The sequence below is a fragment of the Streptomyces sp. NPDC058231 genome (genome assembly GCF_042882275.1).
Lineage (GTDB): Bacteria > Actinomycetota > Actinomycetes > Streptomycetales > Streptomycetaceae > Streptomyces.
In genome coordinates, this window is the sequence record NZ_JBHVWN010000059.1 from 15,375 (window position 1) to 31,777 (window position 16,403).

Consider the following 16,403-nt stretch of genomic DNA (forward strand, 5'->3'; position numbering starts at 1 on the left):
GACGCGACCCACCGGGCCCGCAGGGCCTACACCGGGAAGCGGCGGCTGACCAGTCGCCAGACGAACTCGACGGCAGCCGCCGCCACCACCGCCATCCCGACCGCCGTCCACGGAATGACCGCGCCGACCAGCTTCAGCGCGAAGAAGTTCTGCAGCCACGGCACCATCAGCACGACCAGGAACGCCCCGCCCATCGCCGCGACCAGGACGATCCGCCACCAGGTGTAGGGGCGGGCGATGATCGCGAGGACCCACATCGAGACCAGGAAGAGCGTCAGCGTCGCCGCGCTGGTCTCCGCGTCCAGCGCCCCCGTTCCCGTGTAGTGGTGGCGGGCGATCAGGTACGTCACGAAGGTGGCGACGCCCGCGATGACACCGGACGGGACCGAGTACCGCATGACCCTGCGGACGAAGTGCGGCCGGGCCCGTTCCTTGTTCGGCGCGAGGGCCAGGAAGAACGCCGGGATGCCGATCGTCAGCGTCGACAGCAGGGTCAGGTGCCGGGGCAGGAACGGGTACTCGACCTGGAAGCAGACCACCAGGATCGCCAGCAGCACCGAGTAGACGGTCTTCGTCAGGAACAGGGTCGCGACCCTGGTGATGTTGCCGATGACCCGGCGGCCCTCGGCGACCACCGACGGCAGCGTCGCGAAGCTGTTGTCGAGCAGCACGATCTGGGCCACCGCACGCGTCGCCTCGGAACCCGAGCCCATCGACACCCCGATGTCGGCGTCCTTCAGCGCCAGCACGTCGTTGACCCCGTCGCCCGTCATCGCGACGGTGTGGCCGCGGGACTGGAGGGCGGCGACCATCTTCTGCTTCTGCTGCGGGGTGACCCGGCCGAAGACCGTGCTCTCCTCGATGGCCGTGGCCATCTCGTCCGGGGCGGCGGGCAGCCGCCGGGCGTCCAGGGTGTGCTCGGCGCCGGGCAGCCCGAGTTTGCCGGCGACCGCGCCGACCGAGACGGCGTTGTCCCCCGAGATGATCTTCGTGGCGACGCGCTGGTCGGCGAAGTACTGCAGCGTCCGGCCGGCGTCCGGCCGCAGCCGCTGCTCCAGGACGATCAGTGCGGCCGGTTCGGCCCCGGCGGCGATCTCCGGACCGTCCAGTCCGTCCCGGGCACGGGCCAGCAGCAGCACCCGCAGCCCCTGTTCGTTGAGCCGCTCGATCTCGCCGAGCGCCGTGTCCCGTTCCGGGAGCAGCACATCGGGTGCGCCGAGCAGCCACGTCGACGCCCGTCCGTCGCCCTCGGTGAACGCGGCGCCGCTGTACTTGCGGGCCGAGGAGAACGGCAGCGCCTGCGTGCAGCGCCACGACTCGCCGTCCGGGGACGGGTACGCGTCGATGATCGCCTGCAGGCTGGCGTTGGGGCGCGGATCGGAGGCGCCGAGGGCGGCGAGCACCTGACGCAGGTACGCCTCGTCCGTACCGTTCAGCGCGCGCACCTCCGTGACGTCCATGCCGCCCTCGGTGAGGGTGCCGGTCTTGTCCAGGCAGACGACGTCGACCCGGGCGAGACCCTCGATGGCGGGCAGCTCCTGCACGAGGCACTGCTTGCGGCCGAGCCGTACGACACCGATCGCGAACGCGACCGAGGTGAGCAGCACCAGACCTTCGGGGATCATCGGCACGATGCCGCCGGCGGTCCGGGCGATCGAGTCCTTGACGTCGTCGTTCTTGACGACGAGCTGGCTGATGACGAGGCCGATGGCGGTGGGCACCATCATCCAGGTGACGTACTTGAGGATCGTGCTGATGCCGCTGCGCAGTTCGGACCGGACGAGGGTGAAGCGGGACGCCTCCTCGGCGAGCTGCGCTGCGTAGGCCTCGCGGCCGACCTTGGTGGCGGAGAACGCACCGCCGCCGGCGACGACGAAGCTGCCGGACATCACCGGGTCGCCGGCCTGTTTCACCACGGGGTCGGCCTCGCCGGTGAGCAGCGACTCGTCGATCTCCAGGCTGTCGGCCTCGGCCACCGTGCCGTCGACCACCACCTTGTCGCCGGGGCCGAGCTCGATCAGGTCACCGAGAACGATCTCGGAGGTGGAGATCTCCGCCGCGACCCCGTCGCGCCGGACGGTGGGTTTCGCCTCGCCGATCACCGCGAGGCTGTCCAGGGTCCGCTTGGCACGCCACTCCTGGACGATGCCGATGCCGGTGTTGGCGATGATCACGTAACCGAAGAGGCTGTCCTGGAACGGCGCCACGAACAGCATGACCAGCCAGAGCACCCCGATGATCAGGTTGAACCGGGTGAACACATTGGCGCGGACGATCTCGCGGACGGAGCGCGACGAGCGGACCGGTACGTCGTTTACCTCGCCGCGGGCGATCCGCTCGGCGACCTCGGCAGCGGTCAGCCCGTCGGGGCTGACGACCGGGGCGGGGAGCTTCATCGGGTGGACCGGATCGAGTTCGGAACCGGCGTCGATCATGGCCGGCCGGGTGCGGCCGGGTGTCTGCTCCCCGGAGGAGTGGAGTGCCCGGTGCTTCATGGTTCCGACGGTACGTGCGGAACGTCCGGTTCACCCGCCGGAGCCCCGGGGGATCGGGGAAGGACGGAAACGGTCCCCGGGCGGTACGGGGGTCAGGCGCGGTTCCGGCCCTCGTCGGTGGTGCCGGACGTGTCGTCACCGGCGGCGGCCGCCGCCCGCTTGATCGCCGCGTCGCGTCCTCGCACGTACCAGATGCCGATCAGTCCGAGCCCGGCACCGGCCAGACAGGTCCACACCCACCACGCGTGTCCCTGGTCGTCGAACCAGCCGTAGAAGGGCAGCTGTACGAGGAAGAGGACGAACCAGAGGATCGTGCCGCCGGTGATGGTGGCGACGACGGGCCCCTCCAGGGGCTCGGGTGCCTCGTGTGTCGGTGTCCACTTCGCCATGGGGTCAGTGTATGCGGCCCGTACGAGAGGTCCTTCGGGCCAGTCGGCCCAAGGGTCTACGCGCGGAGATAGCGATCTTCGGCTTATGTATTCATACTGAATCTGCTTAAGGGTGGCTCGATATATTCGTGTAAAGCTCCAAAGCTGACCATTTTTCCTCCCCCCTACGTACGACTGAGGTCATACATGTCCCCCTCGGCCACCGCTTCGGTCGACTCCGAGCAGCCTCAGGCTCCGCAGCCCCACGGCGGCCTGGACCGTTACTTCAAGATCTCCGAGCGGGGGTCGTCGGTCGCGCGCGAGATCCGTGGCGGATTCGCCACGTTCTTCGCGATGGCGTACATCATCGTGCTGAACCCGATCATCCTCGGCAGCGCGAAGGACATGTACGGGCATCAGCTCAACGGCGGCCAGCTGGTCACCGCCACCGTGCTGACCGCCGCGTTCTCCACGCTCCTGATGGGTGTCATCGGCAATGTGCCGATCGCGCTGGCCGCCGGTCTCGGCGTCAACACCGTCGTCGCCCTGCAGCTCGCCCCGCGGATGAGCTGGCCGGACGCGATGGGCATGGTCGTCCTCGCGGGCATCGTCGTCATGCTGCTGGTCGCGACCGGGCTGCGCGAACGGGTGATGAACGCCGTACCGAAGTCGCTCCGCAAGGGCATCGCGATCGGTATCGGCCTCTTCATCCTGCTCATCGGCCTGGTCGACTCGGGCTTCGTCTCCCGCATCCCGGACATCGCGCACACCACCGTGCCGCTCCAGCTGGGCAGCGACGGTCACCTCAACGGCTGGCCTGTCCTGGTCTTCATCCTCGGTGCACTGCTCACCCTCGCGCTGATCGTCCGCAAGGTGCCGGGCGCCATCCTGATCTCGATCGTCGCCATGACAGTCGTCGCGCTGATCATCGACGCCGTCGCCGATCTGCCGGGCGGGGCGTGGGGTCTGACCGTTCCGCAGTGGCCGGGCAACCCGGTCGCCTCTCCCGATTTCGGGCTGATCGGCAAGGTCAGTCTGTTCGGCGGCTTCGACAAGGTCGGTGCGCTCACCGGCATCCTGTTCGTCTTCACCGTGCTGCTGTCCTGCTTCTTCGACGCGATGGGCACGATCCTCGGTGTCGGCGACGAGGCCAAGCTGACCGACAAGGACGGCAACTTCCCCGGAATCAACAAGGTGCTGTTCGTGGACGGCATCGCGGTCGCCGCGGGCGGTGCGAGCTCCTCCTCCGCCTCGACCTGCTTCGTGGAGTCCACGGCGGGTGTCGGTGAGGGTGCCCGCACCGGCCTGGCGAGCATCGTGACCGGTCTGCTGTTCACGGTGGCGCTGTTCCTGACACCGCTGGCGACCATGGTTCCGTCGCAGGCCGCCACCCCGGCGCTGCTGGCGGTCGGCTTCCTGATCATCGCGGGCTCGGTCCGGGACATCGACTGGAACGACTACACGCTGGCGATCCCGGCCTTCCTGGCCATGGTGATGATGCCGTTCACGTACTCGATCACCAACGGCATCGGCATCGGCTTCATCGCCTTCTCCGTACTGCGGGTGGCGGCCGGGCGCTGGCGCGAGGTGCCGGTGGCCATGTACGTGGTCTCGGCGGTCTTCGTCTTCTACTACGCGATGCCGGCCCTCGGCCTCACGTCGTAACCCCTTCACTCGTCGCGTTCTGCGGGGCGGTGGTCGACCGGGTCACCCGGTCGTCCGCCGCCCCGTAGAACTTCTCCGTCTCGTCGACGGCCGCCTGGAAGCGTTCGTCGAAGTCGTTGCGCATGAGCGTCCGGACCACATAGTCCTGGACGCTCATTCCGCGTCTGGCAGCGTGCTGCCGGAGCCGGTCGAGCAGCTCACCGTCTAGCCGCAGGCTGAGCACTGTCGATCCCATGGCAGCAGGGTTACGGCTCCCGGCGTCGTTTCGCGTCACTTTCCGGATCTGACTCACTCGTTTGGGTGATCGATCGGTCGCGCGTATACCGCCGAGTGGTATTTAGAGTAGGTAATGAGTTACGCTAACGAACATGCCTGACCTGATCCACGACGGCGATAGTGCGGCCGCCGTGAGCTCCCTTCGTTCCGCCGTGATGCTGCTGGGGCGACGCCTCAAGCACCAGCGCGTCGACGAGTCGCTGAGCCCCACCGAGATGTCGGTGCTCGGCACGCTCGCCCGCTGCGGTTCGGCCACCCCCGGTGAGCTGGCCCGCAAGGAACACGTGCAGCCTCCGTCGATGACCCGCATCGTCGCGCTGCTGGAGGCCAAGGGGCTGGTCAGACTGGAACCGCACCCCGATGACCGTCGTCAGAAGATGGTCAGCCAGACCGAGCAGGCCGAGGCCATGCTCGAGGAGAGCCGCTCCAAGCGGAACGCCTGGCTGGCCTCCCTCGCCGAGGGCCTGGACGAGGACGAGTGGGAGACGCTGCGCAAGGCTGCGCCCGTACTGGAGAAGCTCGCCCACCTGTAGCGGCAGCGCCGGGCCACGGTCCGGTTCTCCGCCACCGCCCCGTCAGTCAGCGAAACGTCCACGCCGAGGAGGCGAACCCTTTTGAGTACGGGATCCGGAGCAGACTCCGCCCCCGCACCGACGTCCACCCACGAGAGCAAGCCCGGCGGGACCTTCTCGTCGCTGAAGATCCGTAACTACCGCCTGTTCGCGACGGGCGCCGTGATCTCCAACACCGGTACCTGGATGTCCCGCATCACGCAGGACTGGCTCGTTCTGAGCCTCACCGGGTCCGCCGCCGCCGTCGGCATCACCACGGCCCTCCAGTTCCTCCCCATGCTGCTCTTCGGCCTGTACGGCGGCGTCGTCGCCGACCGGCTCCCGAAGCGCAAGCTCCTTCTCATCAGCCAGGCGGCCCTCGGGCTCTGCGGCACCGCCCTCGCGGTCCTCACCCTCTCCGGGGTCGTCCAGGTCTGGCACGTCTACCTGATCGCCTTCCTCCTGGGCATGGTCACGGTCGTCGACAACCCGGCCCGCCAGTCCTTCGTCTCCGAGATGGTCGGCCCCGCCCAGCTGCGCAACGCGGTCAGCCTGAACTCGGCGAACTTCCAGTCCGCCCGGCTGATCGGACCCGCCGTCGCAGGTGTCCTGATCACCACGGTCGGCAGCGGCTGGGCCTTCATGTTCAACGGCCTGTCCTTCGCCGCCCCGCTCGTCGGCCTGCTGCTGATGCGTCCGAGTGAGCTGCACAAGGCCATCGTCGTCCCCCGCGCCAAGGGTCAGCTGCGCGAGGGGCTGCGTTATGTCTCCGGCCGTCCCGAGCTGATCTGGCCGATCGTCCTCGTCGGCTTCATCGGCACCTTCGGCTTCAACTTCCCGATCTGGCTCACCGCCTTCGCGGACGAGGTCTTCCACGGCGGCGCCGGGATGTACTCGTTCTTCAACATCCTCATGGCGGCCGGTTCCCTGGCCGGCGCCCTGCTCGCCGCCCGCCGCCGCTCCTCGCGGCTGCGGATGCTGGTGGCGGCGGCCACCGCGTTCGGACTCCTGGAGATCGTCGCGTCCGTGTCGCCGTCGGTCTGGCTCTTCGCGGCCCTGCTGCTCCCGATCGGCATGATCGGTCTGACGACCAACATCAGCGCGAACACCAGCGTCCAGATGGCGGCCGACCCGGCCATGCGCGGCCGGGTGATGAGCCTGTACATGATGGTCTTCGCCGGGGGGACGCCGGTGGGCGCCCCGATCGTGGGATGGATCAGCGACGCGTACGGGGTGCGGACCGCCATGGCGGTCGGTGGCACCTTCGCGATGGTGGCCGCCCTGGGCGTCGGCTTCATGCTGGCCCGCGCCGGCGGCCTGCGCCTCCAGGTCGACCTGCGGCCCGGCCGGCCGCATGTGCGGTTCGTGCCGCGCGAGCAGCTGGCGACGGCGGCCTGAGAAGCCTCCGTACGGCACGCGCCACGGCCCCGACCGGGGAGACACCGGTCGGGGCCGTGGCGCGTCGCGACGGCCCCGCCGGCCCGGGGCGGAGTGGTACGACGGGTGCGCGCGGCGGCCGGGCGGCGCGGGTGCGGTGCGACACTCGGCCCATGAGCCGCATGAGACTCTTCGTCGCCGTCCTGCCGCCCGACCCGGCCGTCGCGGAGCTCCGCCGTGCCGTCGCCCCGCTGCACGCCCTCCCGGGCGCCGCCGGGATGCGCTGGACCGGCACCGACGCATGGCACTTCACGCTCGCCTTCCTCGGCGTGGTCGACGACGCGCTCCTGCCCGAACTGCACGAGCGACTGGGGCGCGCCGCCCGTCGCACCGAGCGGTTCCCGCTGCGCATCCACCGCGGCGGCCGGTTCGACGGCCATGTCCTGTGGGCCGGGGCCGCGGGCGCGCTCGACACGATGAGGCTGCTCGCCGAGCGCGCCGACGCCGCGGCCCGCCGAGCCGGGGTCCCGATGGACGAGCACCGCCGCTACACCCCGCACCTCACCCTCGCGCGCAGCCGCACCGACACCGACCTGCATCCCTACGTGGAGGCGCTGGACTCGTTCGAGGGCGTGGCGTGGGAGGTCGGTGAGATCGCGTTGGTGCGGAGCAATCTGCCGGTCGCCGGGGTGCCGGGCGAGCGGCCGCGGTACGAGGTGGTCGGGTCCTGGTCGCTGGGGCACTGAGCGGTGCGGTTACGCTCGAAGAGTGGACCCGAAGACCAGAAACCGCATCATGGCGGTCGTGCTCGTGCTGATGTTCGCCGTCGTCGCCGTGACGGCCGCCGTAGGAGGCTGACGCCGGCGCGCGTCAGCCCGCCTCCAGCCCCCTCGCCGTCTCCTTCGCGAACGCCTCGGGGTTGTCCAGCATGATGTTGTGGCCGCACTCCGGTACCTGCGCGACCCGTACCCCGCTCCGGACGAGCTCTTCCTCGCCGGGCAGCGGCCCGTCGGCCGCCGGGCGCAGGAAGGTGCGCGGAATCTCCAGCCGCAGCAGCAGCTCCCGCATGGTGGGTGTGGTTCCGCGAGCGAGGTGCACCGCGCTGCGGTGCAGTGCCTCGGGGCCGGCGAGCCGCATGGTCGACCACCAGTGGGGCCCCACCCGGTCGCGCACCTCCCGCCGGCCGTGACTCAGGAATTCCTCCTCCGTGTACGCGGCGATTCCGCTGGTACCGGGGCGCGGGGGACCGGGTACGACGGGGTCGAGGTTGGCGTCGACCAGGACGAGCCGGGCCACCAGCCCCGGGTGGCGCGCCGCGAGCACGATGGCCACCGCGCCGCCCATGCTGTGCGCGACGACGTCCGTGGCGGACGCGTCGGCGGCCCGGAGTGCGGCGGCGATCGCGTCGGCGTGCTCCTCGAGCGTGTAACCGAAATCCGTGGGCCGGTCGCTGATACCGAAGCCGAGCATGTCCATGAGCAGTGAGCGGTGGCCGGCGAGCAGCGGATGGACGGCGCTCGCGGTGAAGTACGGACCGGACGAGGCGCCGAGTCCGTGCAGGTAGACACGGGTCCGTGTGGTGCTCCCAGGTATCTCCACCCATCGGATGCGTGCGCCGTCCGCCGTCACCTGTGCGTTCTGCATCTCCGCAGCTCCCCTCCGCAAGCCGAAACCATCGGTGAGACAATACATCGGTGCCGATGTATTGGTCCATGGGAGAGGATGCACGGATGCTGGAACTGGCCATCCTGGGATTTCTGTACGAGCAGCCGCTGCACGGTTACGAGCTGAAGCGGCGCGTCGCCCACCTCACCGGCCATGTGCGCCCGATCGCGGACGGCACGCTGTATCCGGCGATCAAGCGGCTGGAGCGGTCGGGCTGGCTAGCCCGCCGGACCGAACCCGGCAGCCGGGCCGCACCCCGCCACATGCTGACGCCGACCGACGAGGGGCGTGCGGAACTGCGGCGCCGTCTGCGCGACGCGGACCAGTTGGACATCAGCGACGAGAACCGCTGGTTCACCGTCCTCGCCTTCCTGCGCCACCTTCCGGACCGCACCCGGCAAGCGGCCGTCCTGCGGCGGCGGCTGGCGTTCCTGCAGGAGCCGAGCAGCTTCTTCTACGACGCCGAAGGTGTGCGCCCGCTCGGCGCCGAGGCGTTCGACGATCCGTTCCGCCAGGGCGTCCTCAAGATCGCCCGCGCCACGAGCGAGGCGGAACTGGACTGGCTGGCAACGACGCTGAAGGATCTGGAAACCGGCGGGCCGGCCCGGTGACCACTTGCCTTGAGCGGACTCGAAGGCGTTGGGTTGGGGTTCATGAAGTACACGCAGCTCGGACGCACCGGACTTGAGGTCAGCCGACTCGTCCTCGGCACCATGAACTTCGGCCCGCAGACCAACGAGGCCGACAGCCACGCGATCATGGACGCCGCGCTTGACGCGGGCGTCAATTTCTTCGACACCGCCAACGTCTACGGCTGGGGCGAGAACAAGGGACGCACCGAGGAGATCCTCGGCACCTGGTTCGCCAAGGGCGGTGACCGCCGCGACAAGGTCGTTCTCGCCACCAAGGTCTACGGGAACATGGCCGCCGAGGGCGACGCCTGGCCCAACCACCACAAGCTCTCCGCCCTCAACATCCGGCGGGCCGTCGACGCCAGCCTCAAGCGGCTGCAGACCGATCACATCGACCTGTACCAGTTCCACCACATCGACCGCACCACCCCGGTCGAGGAGATCTGGCAGGCCATCGACGTACTGATCCAGCAGGGCAAGATCCTCTACGCCGGCTCGTCCAACTTCCCCGGCTGGAAGATCGCCCAGACCAACGAGACCGCCCGGCGTCTCGGTTCGTACGGCCTGGTCAGCGAGCAGTGCCTGTACAACCTCGCCGAGCGCCGCGCCGAGATGGAGGTCATCCCGGCCGCGCAGGAGTACGGACTCGGCGTCATCCCGTGGTCCCCGCTGCACGGCGGACTCCTCGGCGGTGTCATCCGCAAGGAGCGCGAGGGCGGCGCGGGCCGTTCGGCGACCGGCCGGTCCGCCGACGCACTCGCCAACACCGCGGTGCGGGCGCAGATCCAGGCGTACGAGGACCTGCTGGAGAAGCACGGCCTGGAGCCCGGCGAGGTGGGGCTGGCCTGGCTGCTGACCCGCCCGGGGGTGACCGGACCGATCTCCGGGCCGCGTACCCGCGAGCAGTTGGACTCGGCGGTGCGCGCCGTGGAACTGGAGCTCTCGGACGAGGTGCTGGCCGCCCTGGACGAGATCTTCCCGGGTCCCGGCCCGTCGCCCGAGGCCTTCGCCTGGTAGTCGGTCCGACGGACCGGAGGAATGCCTGAGCCCGGCTCCGCGGCGGATGTCCGCGGAGCCGGGCTCAGACCGTGCCGGGTGGCCGCTACTTGAGGTAGACCAGGCCGTCGGTGGTGATCGCCGGCCGCCCCGAGGTGGCGACGACGACGATCTTCACGGCGTGCTTGGCGCTCGTGGACCAGCTCTTCGTCCACAGCGCGTCGCGGTACTTGGTGGTGGACGACTTCAGGTCGACCGTGGCCGTCTTCACGCCGTCGACGTAGACGTACGCCTGGCCGGAGGTGGCGGCCCGGGAGACCACCCAGGCCGCCGACCGGCCGGTGAACGTCCAGGTCAGGCTCGCGCTCTTGGACGAGCTGGAGTACGACTTGCCGCCGAGGTAGCTGGACGACGACTTCGTCGTCCAGGTGCCCGTCTTCGTGGCCGAGGTCTCCTGGAGGATGACCGGGGTGCCGGAGACGGAGGCGGCCGCGGTGTTGCCCGCGAGGTCGTACGCGGTCATGGACCAGGCCGTCGCCACACCGGACTTGGCGGTCTGCGAGGCGCTCGTGGTGGCCGTCCCGTACGTCTTGGCGAGCGGCGCGGTCAGCCGGACCTCCTTCAGGGACGCGGCGTCGGTCGCCTTCCACTTCAGGGTGAGCGGAACGGCGGTGGTGTTCACCGTGCCGGTGCGCAGGGCGAGGTTCGGCTTGGTGGTGAACGTGGGAGCCGTCTGATCGGCGATCACGGTCGCGGCGGCGGACGTGACCGTCTTCCCCGACTGGTGCGTGGCGCGGACCTGGATCTTGTGGGTGCCGGCGCCGAGTGTGGCCTTGGCCGAGGTGGCGGTGGCCGCGGCCGTGGCGACGCTCTTGCCGTCGACCAGGAGCTCGTACCCGGAGATCAGGGTGCTCGGTGTGGTGGCCGACCAGCCCACGGTGATGGCGGACTTGGCGTAGTACGTCGCGCCCGACAGGCTCGCGCCGGTCACCGACTTGACGGCGAGTCCGGTGACGGGCCCCGCCGCGTAGCTGCGGATGGTCGGCAGCTGGCCGTAGAGCTTGGTGCCGGGGCACTCGGTGGCGTAACCGTCGCGGTGGCCGGAGATCGTCCTGAACGGGTACTGCGTGCCCGCGACGAACTTGGTGTTCGCGAGGTTGTTGCCGTCCGCGCCGGCGGTGAGCATCGTGGTGCCCGCCGGGTCGACCTTGTACTGGCCGAGCTTCCAGGCGGCGATCCTGGCCACCGAGGTGATCGCGGCGGTGGACGCGCCCGCGTCCGTGTAGGTGCCGATGACGGAGATGCCGGCCGACTCCCGGTTGAAGCCGTAGGTGTGCGCGCCGAGGACGGGCCGGTCCACGCCGCCCTTACGCCCCTCGAAGACCGTCCCGCACTTGTCGACCACGAAGTTGTAGCCGATGTCCTTCCAGCCGTTGCTCTGCACGTGGTACGCGTACAGGCTGCGGACGATGGCGGGGGATTCGGTGCAGGAGTAGTCGTTGGTCCCCGCGGTGTGGTGGACGAAGACGGCCTTGACCGTCTCGTTGTACTCCGGCGCCTCCGGGCTGATCGACTCGTCGGCACCCCAGCCCGCGCGGGACGTGATCGGGGGACGCGGCACGGTGGACGTCGGCGCGGGCGGCAGCGTCGCGGACGGCGAGGTGCTCGTGGTCGGCGTGGGGCTCGCCGTGGCGGTGGCGCTCGGCGACACCGTCGCGCTCGACGACGGCTCCTCGGCGACGGTCGGCTCGGGGGCCGGTGACGAGGTGTCGGTCGCCCCGGACGTCGGCGTGCCGGTGGTGGCCGACGGGTCGGCCGGGTCGACCGGGTCGGCCGGAGCGTCGCTCTCGGCGACGAAGGCGGCCGGGTCCGCGTTCAGGGCGGAGCTGCCGCCGGCGGACCCGGGGCCCTTTCCCGGGTCGACGGTGTCCAGCCGCAGGCCCGACGGGAGTTCGGCGGAGACCTTGCCGCCCGCCGTCACCCGCACCTCGACGCCGTCGGACGGCCCGACCCAGCGCGGCTCGGTGGCCCCGCGGACTCCGGCGCGGCCGCTCTCCGTACGCCCGTCCAGGTCGGTTTCGAGGGGCAGCCAGGACGTCCAGTTCCCGTCGGCGACGGACCGGGTCCGTACCTCGACCGTTCCCGTCACCTTGGCGGCCGGATCGGTCCAGGTGACGCCGAGCATGCTGAACGGGGCGGTGTCCCGTCTGCCGAGCGTCGCGGAACCGCCGTCGGCGGACACCTTGAGCGCCGCCTCGCGCACATGGGTTCTGACGGGTCCCGCCTTGCTGTCGGTGCCGTCGCCGGAATTGCCGGTCATGCCCTGGAACACCAGGACACCGGTCACGGCTGCCGTTGCAACGGCAGCCGTGGTCCACAGTCTTCGCCGCGATCTCAAGTCATTTCCCTGGGGAGAGGGGGACAGGACGGTTCGGGTCGGTCGGTTCGGCGGCAGGTGGGGGAGCGGCCACGGGGTAGTCCGACGAGCTGAGCAACCCGCCGTGGTACGGCGGGTTGCACAGCATCCCACTGCCGGTCCCGGCCGGACGGACCGCCCCCGCCCTTACCGCGTGGTCATCGCGAGGCGAACCGGTCGAGCGCCGCCAGGACCGCCCGAGTGGTGGCCCTCCCGCCCAGATGTCCCGCCCCGTCGATCACGGTCAGCTCGGCGTCCGGCCATGCCTTGGCCAGCTCCCAGGCGGTGGTCATCGGGCCGCCCAGGTCGAACCGGCCGTGCACCAGCGCCCCGGGGATCCCGGCCAGCCGGCCGGCGTCCCGGATCAGCTGCCCCTCCTCCAGCCAGGCCCCGTGGGAGAAGTAGTGCGCGCAGATCCGTACGAGTGCCCGGCGCGCGCGGTCCGGCCGGCCGCTGTACGGGGGCGGTCCGGTGTACGTCTCCTGGGAGAGCACGGCGTCCTCCCAGGCGCACCAGTCGGCCGTCGCCCTCGCCCGTACCGCCGCGTCCGGGCTCTCCGTCCGCCGGGCGTAGGCGGCCACCAGTTCACCGTCGCCCGCCGCCTCCGGGACGCCCGCCCGGAACAGGTCCCACGCCTCCGGGAAGATCTGCCCGACGCCCCGGTACAGCCAGTCGATCTCGCTGCGCCGGGTCGTGGTGACGGCCGGGATCACGATCTCGGAGACCCGGTCCGGATGCTCCTCCGCGTACGCCAGGATCAGTGTCGACCCCCAGGACCCCCCGTACAGCAGCCACTTGTCGATCCCGAGACGGATCCGCAGCCGCTCCATGTCGGCGATCAGGTGGGCGGTCGTGTTGTGCCGCATGTCGGTGGCGGGATCGCTCGCGTGCGGGGTCGACCGCCCGCAGCCCCGCTGGTCGAAGAGGACGACCCGGTACCGGTCGGGGTCGAAGTACTGCCGGGTGTGCGCGCCGCACCCCGATCCCGGGCCGCCGTGGACGACGAGCGCGGGCTTGCCCTCCGGATTGCCGCAGACCTCCCAGTACACGGAGTTGCCGTCGCCGACGTCGAGCATTCCCTGGTCGTACGGTTCGATCGGCGGGTACTTCTCGTCGGGCTCACGGTCCACGGCTGTGCCTCCCCGGTCAGGTCGAAGGGGTCAGGCTAAGGCGCGGCGTAACCTTGCTGCCGTGAATTCCACTCCCCGGGTCCTGGCCGCATTCGACGGACTGCTCGCCGCAGCCGAGCCCGAACAGCGCGGGGCGCTCTGGCAACTCGCCGAACAGAACCGGGAGTTGGATGCCAATCTGGTACGTCTGCCGCCCGGTGCCGAAGTGGGTGAGCACCAGGAGGACGCGCTCGACGTCCTCCTCGTGGTCGTCGCGGGCGGCGGCCGCATCGTCACGGGGGCGGAGGTGCTGGAGCTCGCCCCGGCCACGGCGGTCCGGCTGCCCCGCACCTCCCGCCGCGCCCTCGACGCGGGCCCGGACGGACTGGCCTACCTGACCGTCCACCGTCGCCGGCCCGGGCTGACCGTCAAGGTGTCGGTCGAGGCCCCGGCGGCGTCCGAGGGCGGCGAGGGGCCCTGCATGCTGGACCGGGTCTGCCCCGAGTGCGGGCGCCTCTCGCAGGACCCGGTGCCGGTGTTCTGCAGCCGGTGCGGGGAGCGGTTCCCGGAGCGGTGAACCCACCCGTAACCCCCTGCCAATACATCTGATACAGAGCTAAAATGGACAGATGATGGCGAGTGATCTCTCCGATGAACTCGCCGGACTTCTGCCCCGTATCCAGCGGCTCGCCCGGCGGAGACTCTGGGCCGGGCTGCCCGCGCCCCGGTTGCGCGGGGCCCACGCCGAACTGCTGCGGCTGGTGGCGACCCACCCGGGCATCCGGGTCTCGGCCGCGGCCCGCGAGCTCTGCCTCGCGGCCAACTCCGTCTCCACGCTGGTCAACCACCTGGTCACGGAAGGTCTGTTGCGGCGGGAGGCCGACCCGGTCGACGGCCGTGCCGCGCTCCTCCTCGCGACCCCGGCGGGCATTCGCCGACTGTGTGAGTGGCGTGCCCGCCGCGACGCGCTCTTCCGTGAGCACGTGGCGGGACTCGACACCGCGGACCGGGCCGCGCTGACCGCCGCGCTCCCGTCGCTGCACAGGCTCGCCGAGTCACTGCGTGAAGCGGAGCCCGCGCGGCCGCCGGGGGATGCGGAGCCCGGGTGGCCCCCGGAGGTGGGGGAGCGCTGGTGCGGTTGCGAAAGGGAGGAGACCCCATGACCCCCGCCCTCAGCTGCACCGGTCTGACCTACTCCTTCGGCGCCTCGAAAGCCGTCGACGGCCTGGACCTGCTCGTCCGCCCGGGCGAGGTCTTCGGGCTCCTCGGACCCAACGGCGCGGGCAAGACCACCACCCTGCGCGCGATCACCACGCTGCTGCCCGTGCCGCCCGGCGTCATCGATGTGTTCGGCCATGACGCGGCCCGGCAGAAGATGGCCGTGCGGCGCCTGCTGGGATACGTACCGCAGCAGTTGTCGGCCGACGGCAGCCTCACCGGACAGGAGAACGTCGCCCTCTTCGCCCGCGTCTTCGACGTGCCCCGCCGCCAGCGCGCGGCCCGGGTCGGGCAGGCGCTCGACGCGGTCGGACTGGGGCCCGAGGCGCACCGCCTCGCCGCCACCTACTCCGGCGGCATGGTGCGCCGCCTCGAACTCGCGCAGGCACTGGTCAGCGCGCCCCGCCTGATGATCCTGGACGAGCCGACCATCGGCCTGGACCCGATCGCGCGGGACGGCGTCTGGGACCGCATCACCGAGATCCGGGCCGGTACCGGAATGACGGTGCTGGTCACCACCCATTCCATGGACGAGGCCGACCGGCGCTGCGACCGGATCGCCCTGATGCACCTCGGCCGGCTCCGCGCGCTCGGCACGCCCGCCGAACTCAAGAACGAACTGGTCGTCCACCGCAGGGAGACCGGCGGCACGGCTCCGCCACCGACCCTGGAGGACGTCTTCCGGTACCACTCCGGAAGCGGCCTGGACGATCCCGGATCTCCCGAGGAGAAGGGAGCCTTCAACGATGTCCGCCGTACCCGTCGCACCGCGTCCCGCCTCGGCTGAACCGGGCTCGCCCGAAAGCCGGTTCGCCCTCCTCCTGGACCCGCCCCCCGCCCGCACCGGCTGGCGCGTGGTCCCCGCGCGGGTCGCGGCGATGTGCGCCGTCGAAATGCAGAAGCTGCGCCACGACCGCACCGAGATCTACACCCGCGCCGTCCAGCCCGCCCTCTGGCTGCTGATCTTCGGCGTGACGTTCTCCCGTATCCACGCCATCCCCACCGGCGGCGTTCCGTATCTCGACTTCCTGGCGCCCGGCATCATCGCCCAGTCCGCCATGTTCATCGCGATCTTCTACGGCATCATGATCATCTGGGAGCGGGACTCCGGCGTCCTCACCAAACTCATGGTCACGCCGACACCCCGGACCGCGCTGGTGACCGGCAAGGCCTTCGCCGCCGGGGTGAAGGCCGTGATCCAGGCGGCGGTCGTCATCTTGATCGCCGCGCTGATCGGTGTCGGCATGACCTGGAATCCGTTGCGGCTGCTCGGTGTGGTCGTGGTCGTCGTCCTGGGGTCGGCGTTCTTCTCCTGCCTGTCGATGTCGATCGCCGGGATCGTCCTGACCCGCGACCGGCTGATGGGCATCGGCCAGGCCATCACCATGCCGCTGTTCTTCGCCTCCAACGCGCTCTACCCGGTCGCGCTGATGCCGGGCTGGCTCCAGGCGATCAGCAGGGTGAACCCGCTCAGCTACCAGGTGGACGCCCTGCGTGGCCTGCTCATCGGTACGCAGGCCCACCTGGGGCTCGACTTCGCGGTGCTCTCCTGCGCCGCGCTCGTCGGCATCGTCGCCGCCGGTTCGCTGCTGGGCCGGCTGGCCCGCTGAGCCGCCCCCGGGACCCGGCCCCGGG

At 70.6% G+C, this 16,403-nt stretch carries 16 protein-coding genes; 10 read left to right on the forward strand and 6 right to left on the reverse strand.

From position 1 onward, the window contains the following. Positions 1–26: 26 nt before the first annotated feature. Both ACFVXE_RS29570 and ACFVXE_RS29575 read right to left on the reverse strand, forming a co-directional pair. A complete protein-coding gene (locus ACFVXE_RS29570; protein WP_389675721.1) occupies positions 27–2,495 on the reverse strand; it encodes an HAD-IC family P-type ATPase in 2,469 nt (822 codons plus the stop codon). Between the two features lie 92 nt (positions 2,496–2,587). Continuing rightward, complete coding sequence (locus tag ACFVXE_RS29575; RefSeq protein WP_389675722.1) at positions 2,588–2,884, reverse strand: DUF2530 domain-containing protein; 297 nt, start codon at positions 2,882–2,884, stop codon at positions 2,588–2,590. A gap of 186 nt (positions 2,885–3,070) precedes the next feature. On the opposite strand from ACFVXE_RS29575, the gene ACFVXE_RS29580 reads away from it, so the two are divergent. Then, positions 3,071–4,528, forward strand: coding sequence for an NCS2 family permease (locus ACFVXE_RS29580; protein WP_389675724.1), 1,458 nt, complete (start codon positions 3,071–3,073; stop codon positions 4,526–4,528). Here the strand turns inward: ACFVXE_RS29580 and ACFVXE_RS29585 are convergent. Then, positions 4,518–4,763 carry a hypothetical protein gene (locus ACFVXE_RS29585; RefSeq protein WP_389675725.1) on the reverse strand — a complete coding sequence of 82 codons (246 nt, stop codon included), beginning with the start codon at positions 4,761–4,763 and terminating at the stop codon, positions 4,518–4,520. The two genes, ACFVXE_RS29580 and ACFVXE_RS29585, sit on opposite strands and share 11 nt — an antisense overlap. Positions 4,764–4,896: 133 nt before the next feature. Here ACFVXE_RS29585 and ACFVXE_RS29590 point away from each other — a divergent pair, with 133 nt between their 5' ends. From ACFVXE_RS29590 to thpR, 3 genes are all read left to right on the forward strand, one after another. Then, the gene (locus ACFVXE_RS29590; protein ID WP_389675727.1) at positions 4,897–5,337 is read left to right on the forward strand and encodes a MarR family winged helix-turn-helix transcriptional regulator; all 441 of its coding nucleotides are present in this window, start codon (positions 4,897–4,899) and stop codon (positions 5,335–5,337) included. A gap of 81 nt (positions 5,338–5,418) precedes the next feature. Then, on the forward strand, positions 5,419–6,753 hold the full coding sequence (locus tag ACFVXE_RS29595) for an MFS transporter (protein WP_389675729.1): 1,335 nt from the start codon (positions 5,419–5,421) through the stop codon (positions 6,751–6,753). Between the two features lie 161 nt (positions 6,754–6,914). Continuing rightward, positions 6,915–7,478 carry an RNA 2',3'-cyclic phosphodiesterase gene (gene thpR, locus ACFVXE_RS29600; protein WP_389675772.1) on the forward strand — a complete coding sequence of 188 codons (564 nt, stop codon included), beginning with the start codon at positions 6,915–6,917 and terminating at the stop codon, positions 7,476–7,478. A gap of 124 nt (positions 7,479–7,602) precedes the next feature. On the opposite strand, the gene ACFVXE_RS29605 is transcribed toward thpR, so the two are convergent. Continuing rightward, entirely contained in the window at positions 7,603–8,376 is a 774-nt protein-coding gene (locus ACFVXE_RS29605; RefSeq protein WP_389675731.1) for an alpha/beta fold hydrolase, read from the reverse strand. A gap of 86 nt (positions 8,377–8,462) precedes the next feature. On the opposite strand from ACFVXE_RS29605, the gene ACFVXE_RS29610 reads away from it, so the two are divergent. After that, a complete protein-coding gene (locus ACFVXE_RS29610) occupies positions 8,463–9,008 on the forward strand; it encodes a PadR family transcriptional regulator (protein ID WP_389675774.1) in 546 nt (181 codons plus the stop codon). A 42-nt stretch (positions 9,009–9,050) separates the two neighbouring features. Beyond that, the gene (locus ACFVXE_RS29615; protein ID WP_389675733.1) at positions 9,051–10,046 is read left to right on the forward strand and encodes an aldo/keto reductase; all 996 of its coding nucleotides are present in this window, start codon (positions 9,051–9,053) and stop codon (positions 10,044–10,046) included. Between the two features lie 85 nt (positions 10,047–10,131). Here ACFVXE_RS29615 and ACFVXE_RS29620 read toward each other — a convergent pair whose 3' ends face one another. Together ACFVXE_RS29620 and pip are read right to left on the reverse strand one after the other, a co-directional pair. Then, positions 10,132–12,423, reverse strand: coding sequence for an N-acetylmuramoyl-L-alanine amidase (locus ACFVXE_RS29620; RefSeq protein WP_389675734.1), 2,292 nt, complete (start codon positions 12,421–12,423; stop codon positions 10,132–10,134). 176 nt (positions 12,424–12,599) lie between these two features. Continuing rightward, positions 12,600–13,571 (reverse strand): prolyl aminopeptidase, encoded by a 972-nt coding sequence (gene pip, locus ACFVXE_RS29625; RefSeq protein WP_389675735.1) that lies wholly within the window; start codon positions 13,569–13,571, stop codon positions 12,600–12,602. A 61-nt stretch (positions 13,572–13,632) separates the two neighbouring features. Between pip and ACFVXE_RS29630 the strand changes: the two genes are divergently transcribed. From ACFVXE_RS29630 to ACFVXE_RS29645, 4 genes are read left to right on the forward strand one after another with little or no spacing between them, the layout of a single operon-like run. Beyond that, positions 13,633–14,127 (forward strand): cupin domain-containing protein, encoded by a 495-nt coding sequence (locus ACFVXE_RS29630; protein ID WP_389675737.1) that lies wholly within the window; start codon positions 13,633–13,635, stop codon positions 14,125–14,127. Positions 14,128–14,179: 52 nt separating this feature from the next. Beyond that, on the forward strand, positions 14,180–14,713 hold the full coding sequence (locus ACFVXE_RS29635) for a MarR family winged helix-turn-helix transcriptional regulator (RefSeq protein ID WP_389675739.1): 534 nt from the start codon (positions 14,180–14,182) through the stop codon (positions 14,711–14,713). Then, positions 14,710–15,555 carry an ABC transporter ATP-binding protein gene (locus ACFVXE_RS29640; protein ID WP_389675740.1) on the forward strand — a complete coding sequence of 282 codons (846 nt, stop codon included), beginning with the start codon at positions 14,710–14,712 and terminating at the stop codon, positions 15,553–15,555. Before ACFVXE_RS29635 ends, ACFVXE_RS29640 begins: the two co-directional genes overlap by 4 nt. After that, positions 15,515–16,378 (forward strand): ABC transporter permease, encoded by an 864-nt coding sequence (locus tag ACFVXE_RS29645; RefSeq protein WP_389675741.1) that lies wholly within the window; start codon positions 15,515–15,517, stop codon positions 16,376–16,378. Before ACFVXE_RS29640 ends, ACFVXE_RS29645 begins: the two co-directional genes overlap by 41 nt. Positions 16,379–16,403 lie beyond the last annotated feature (25 nt).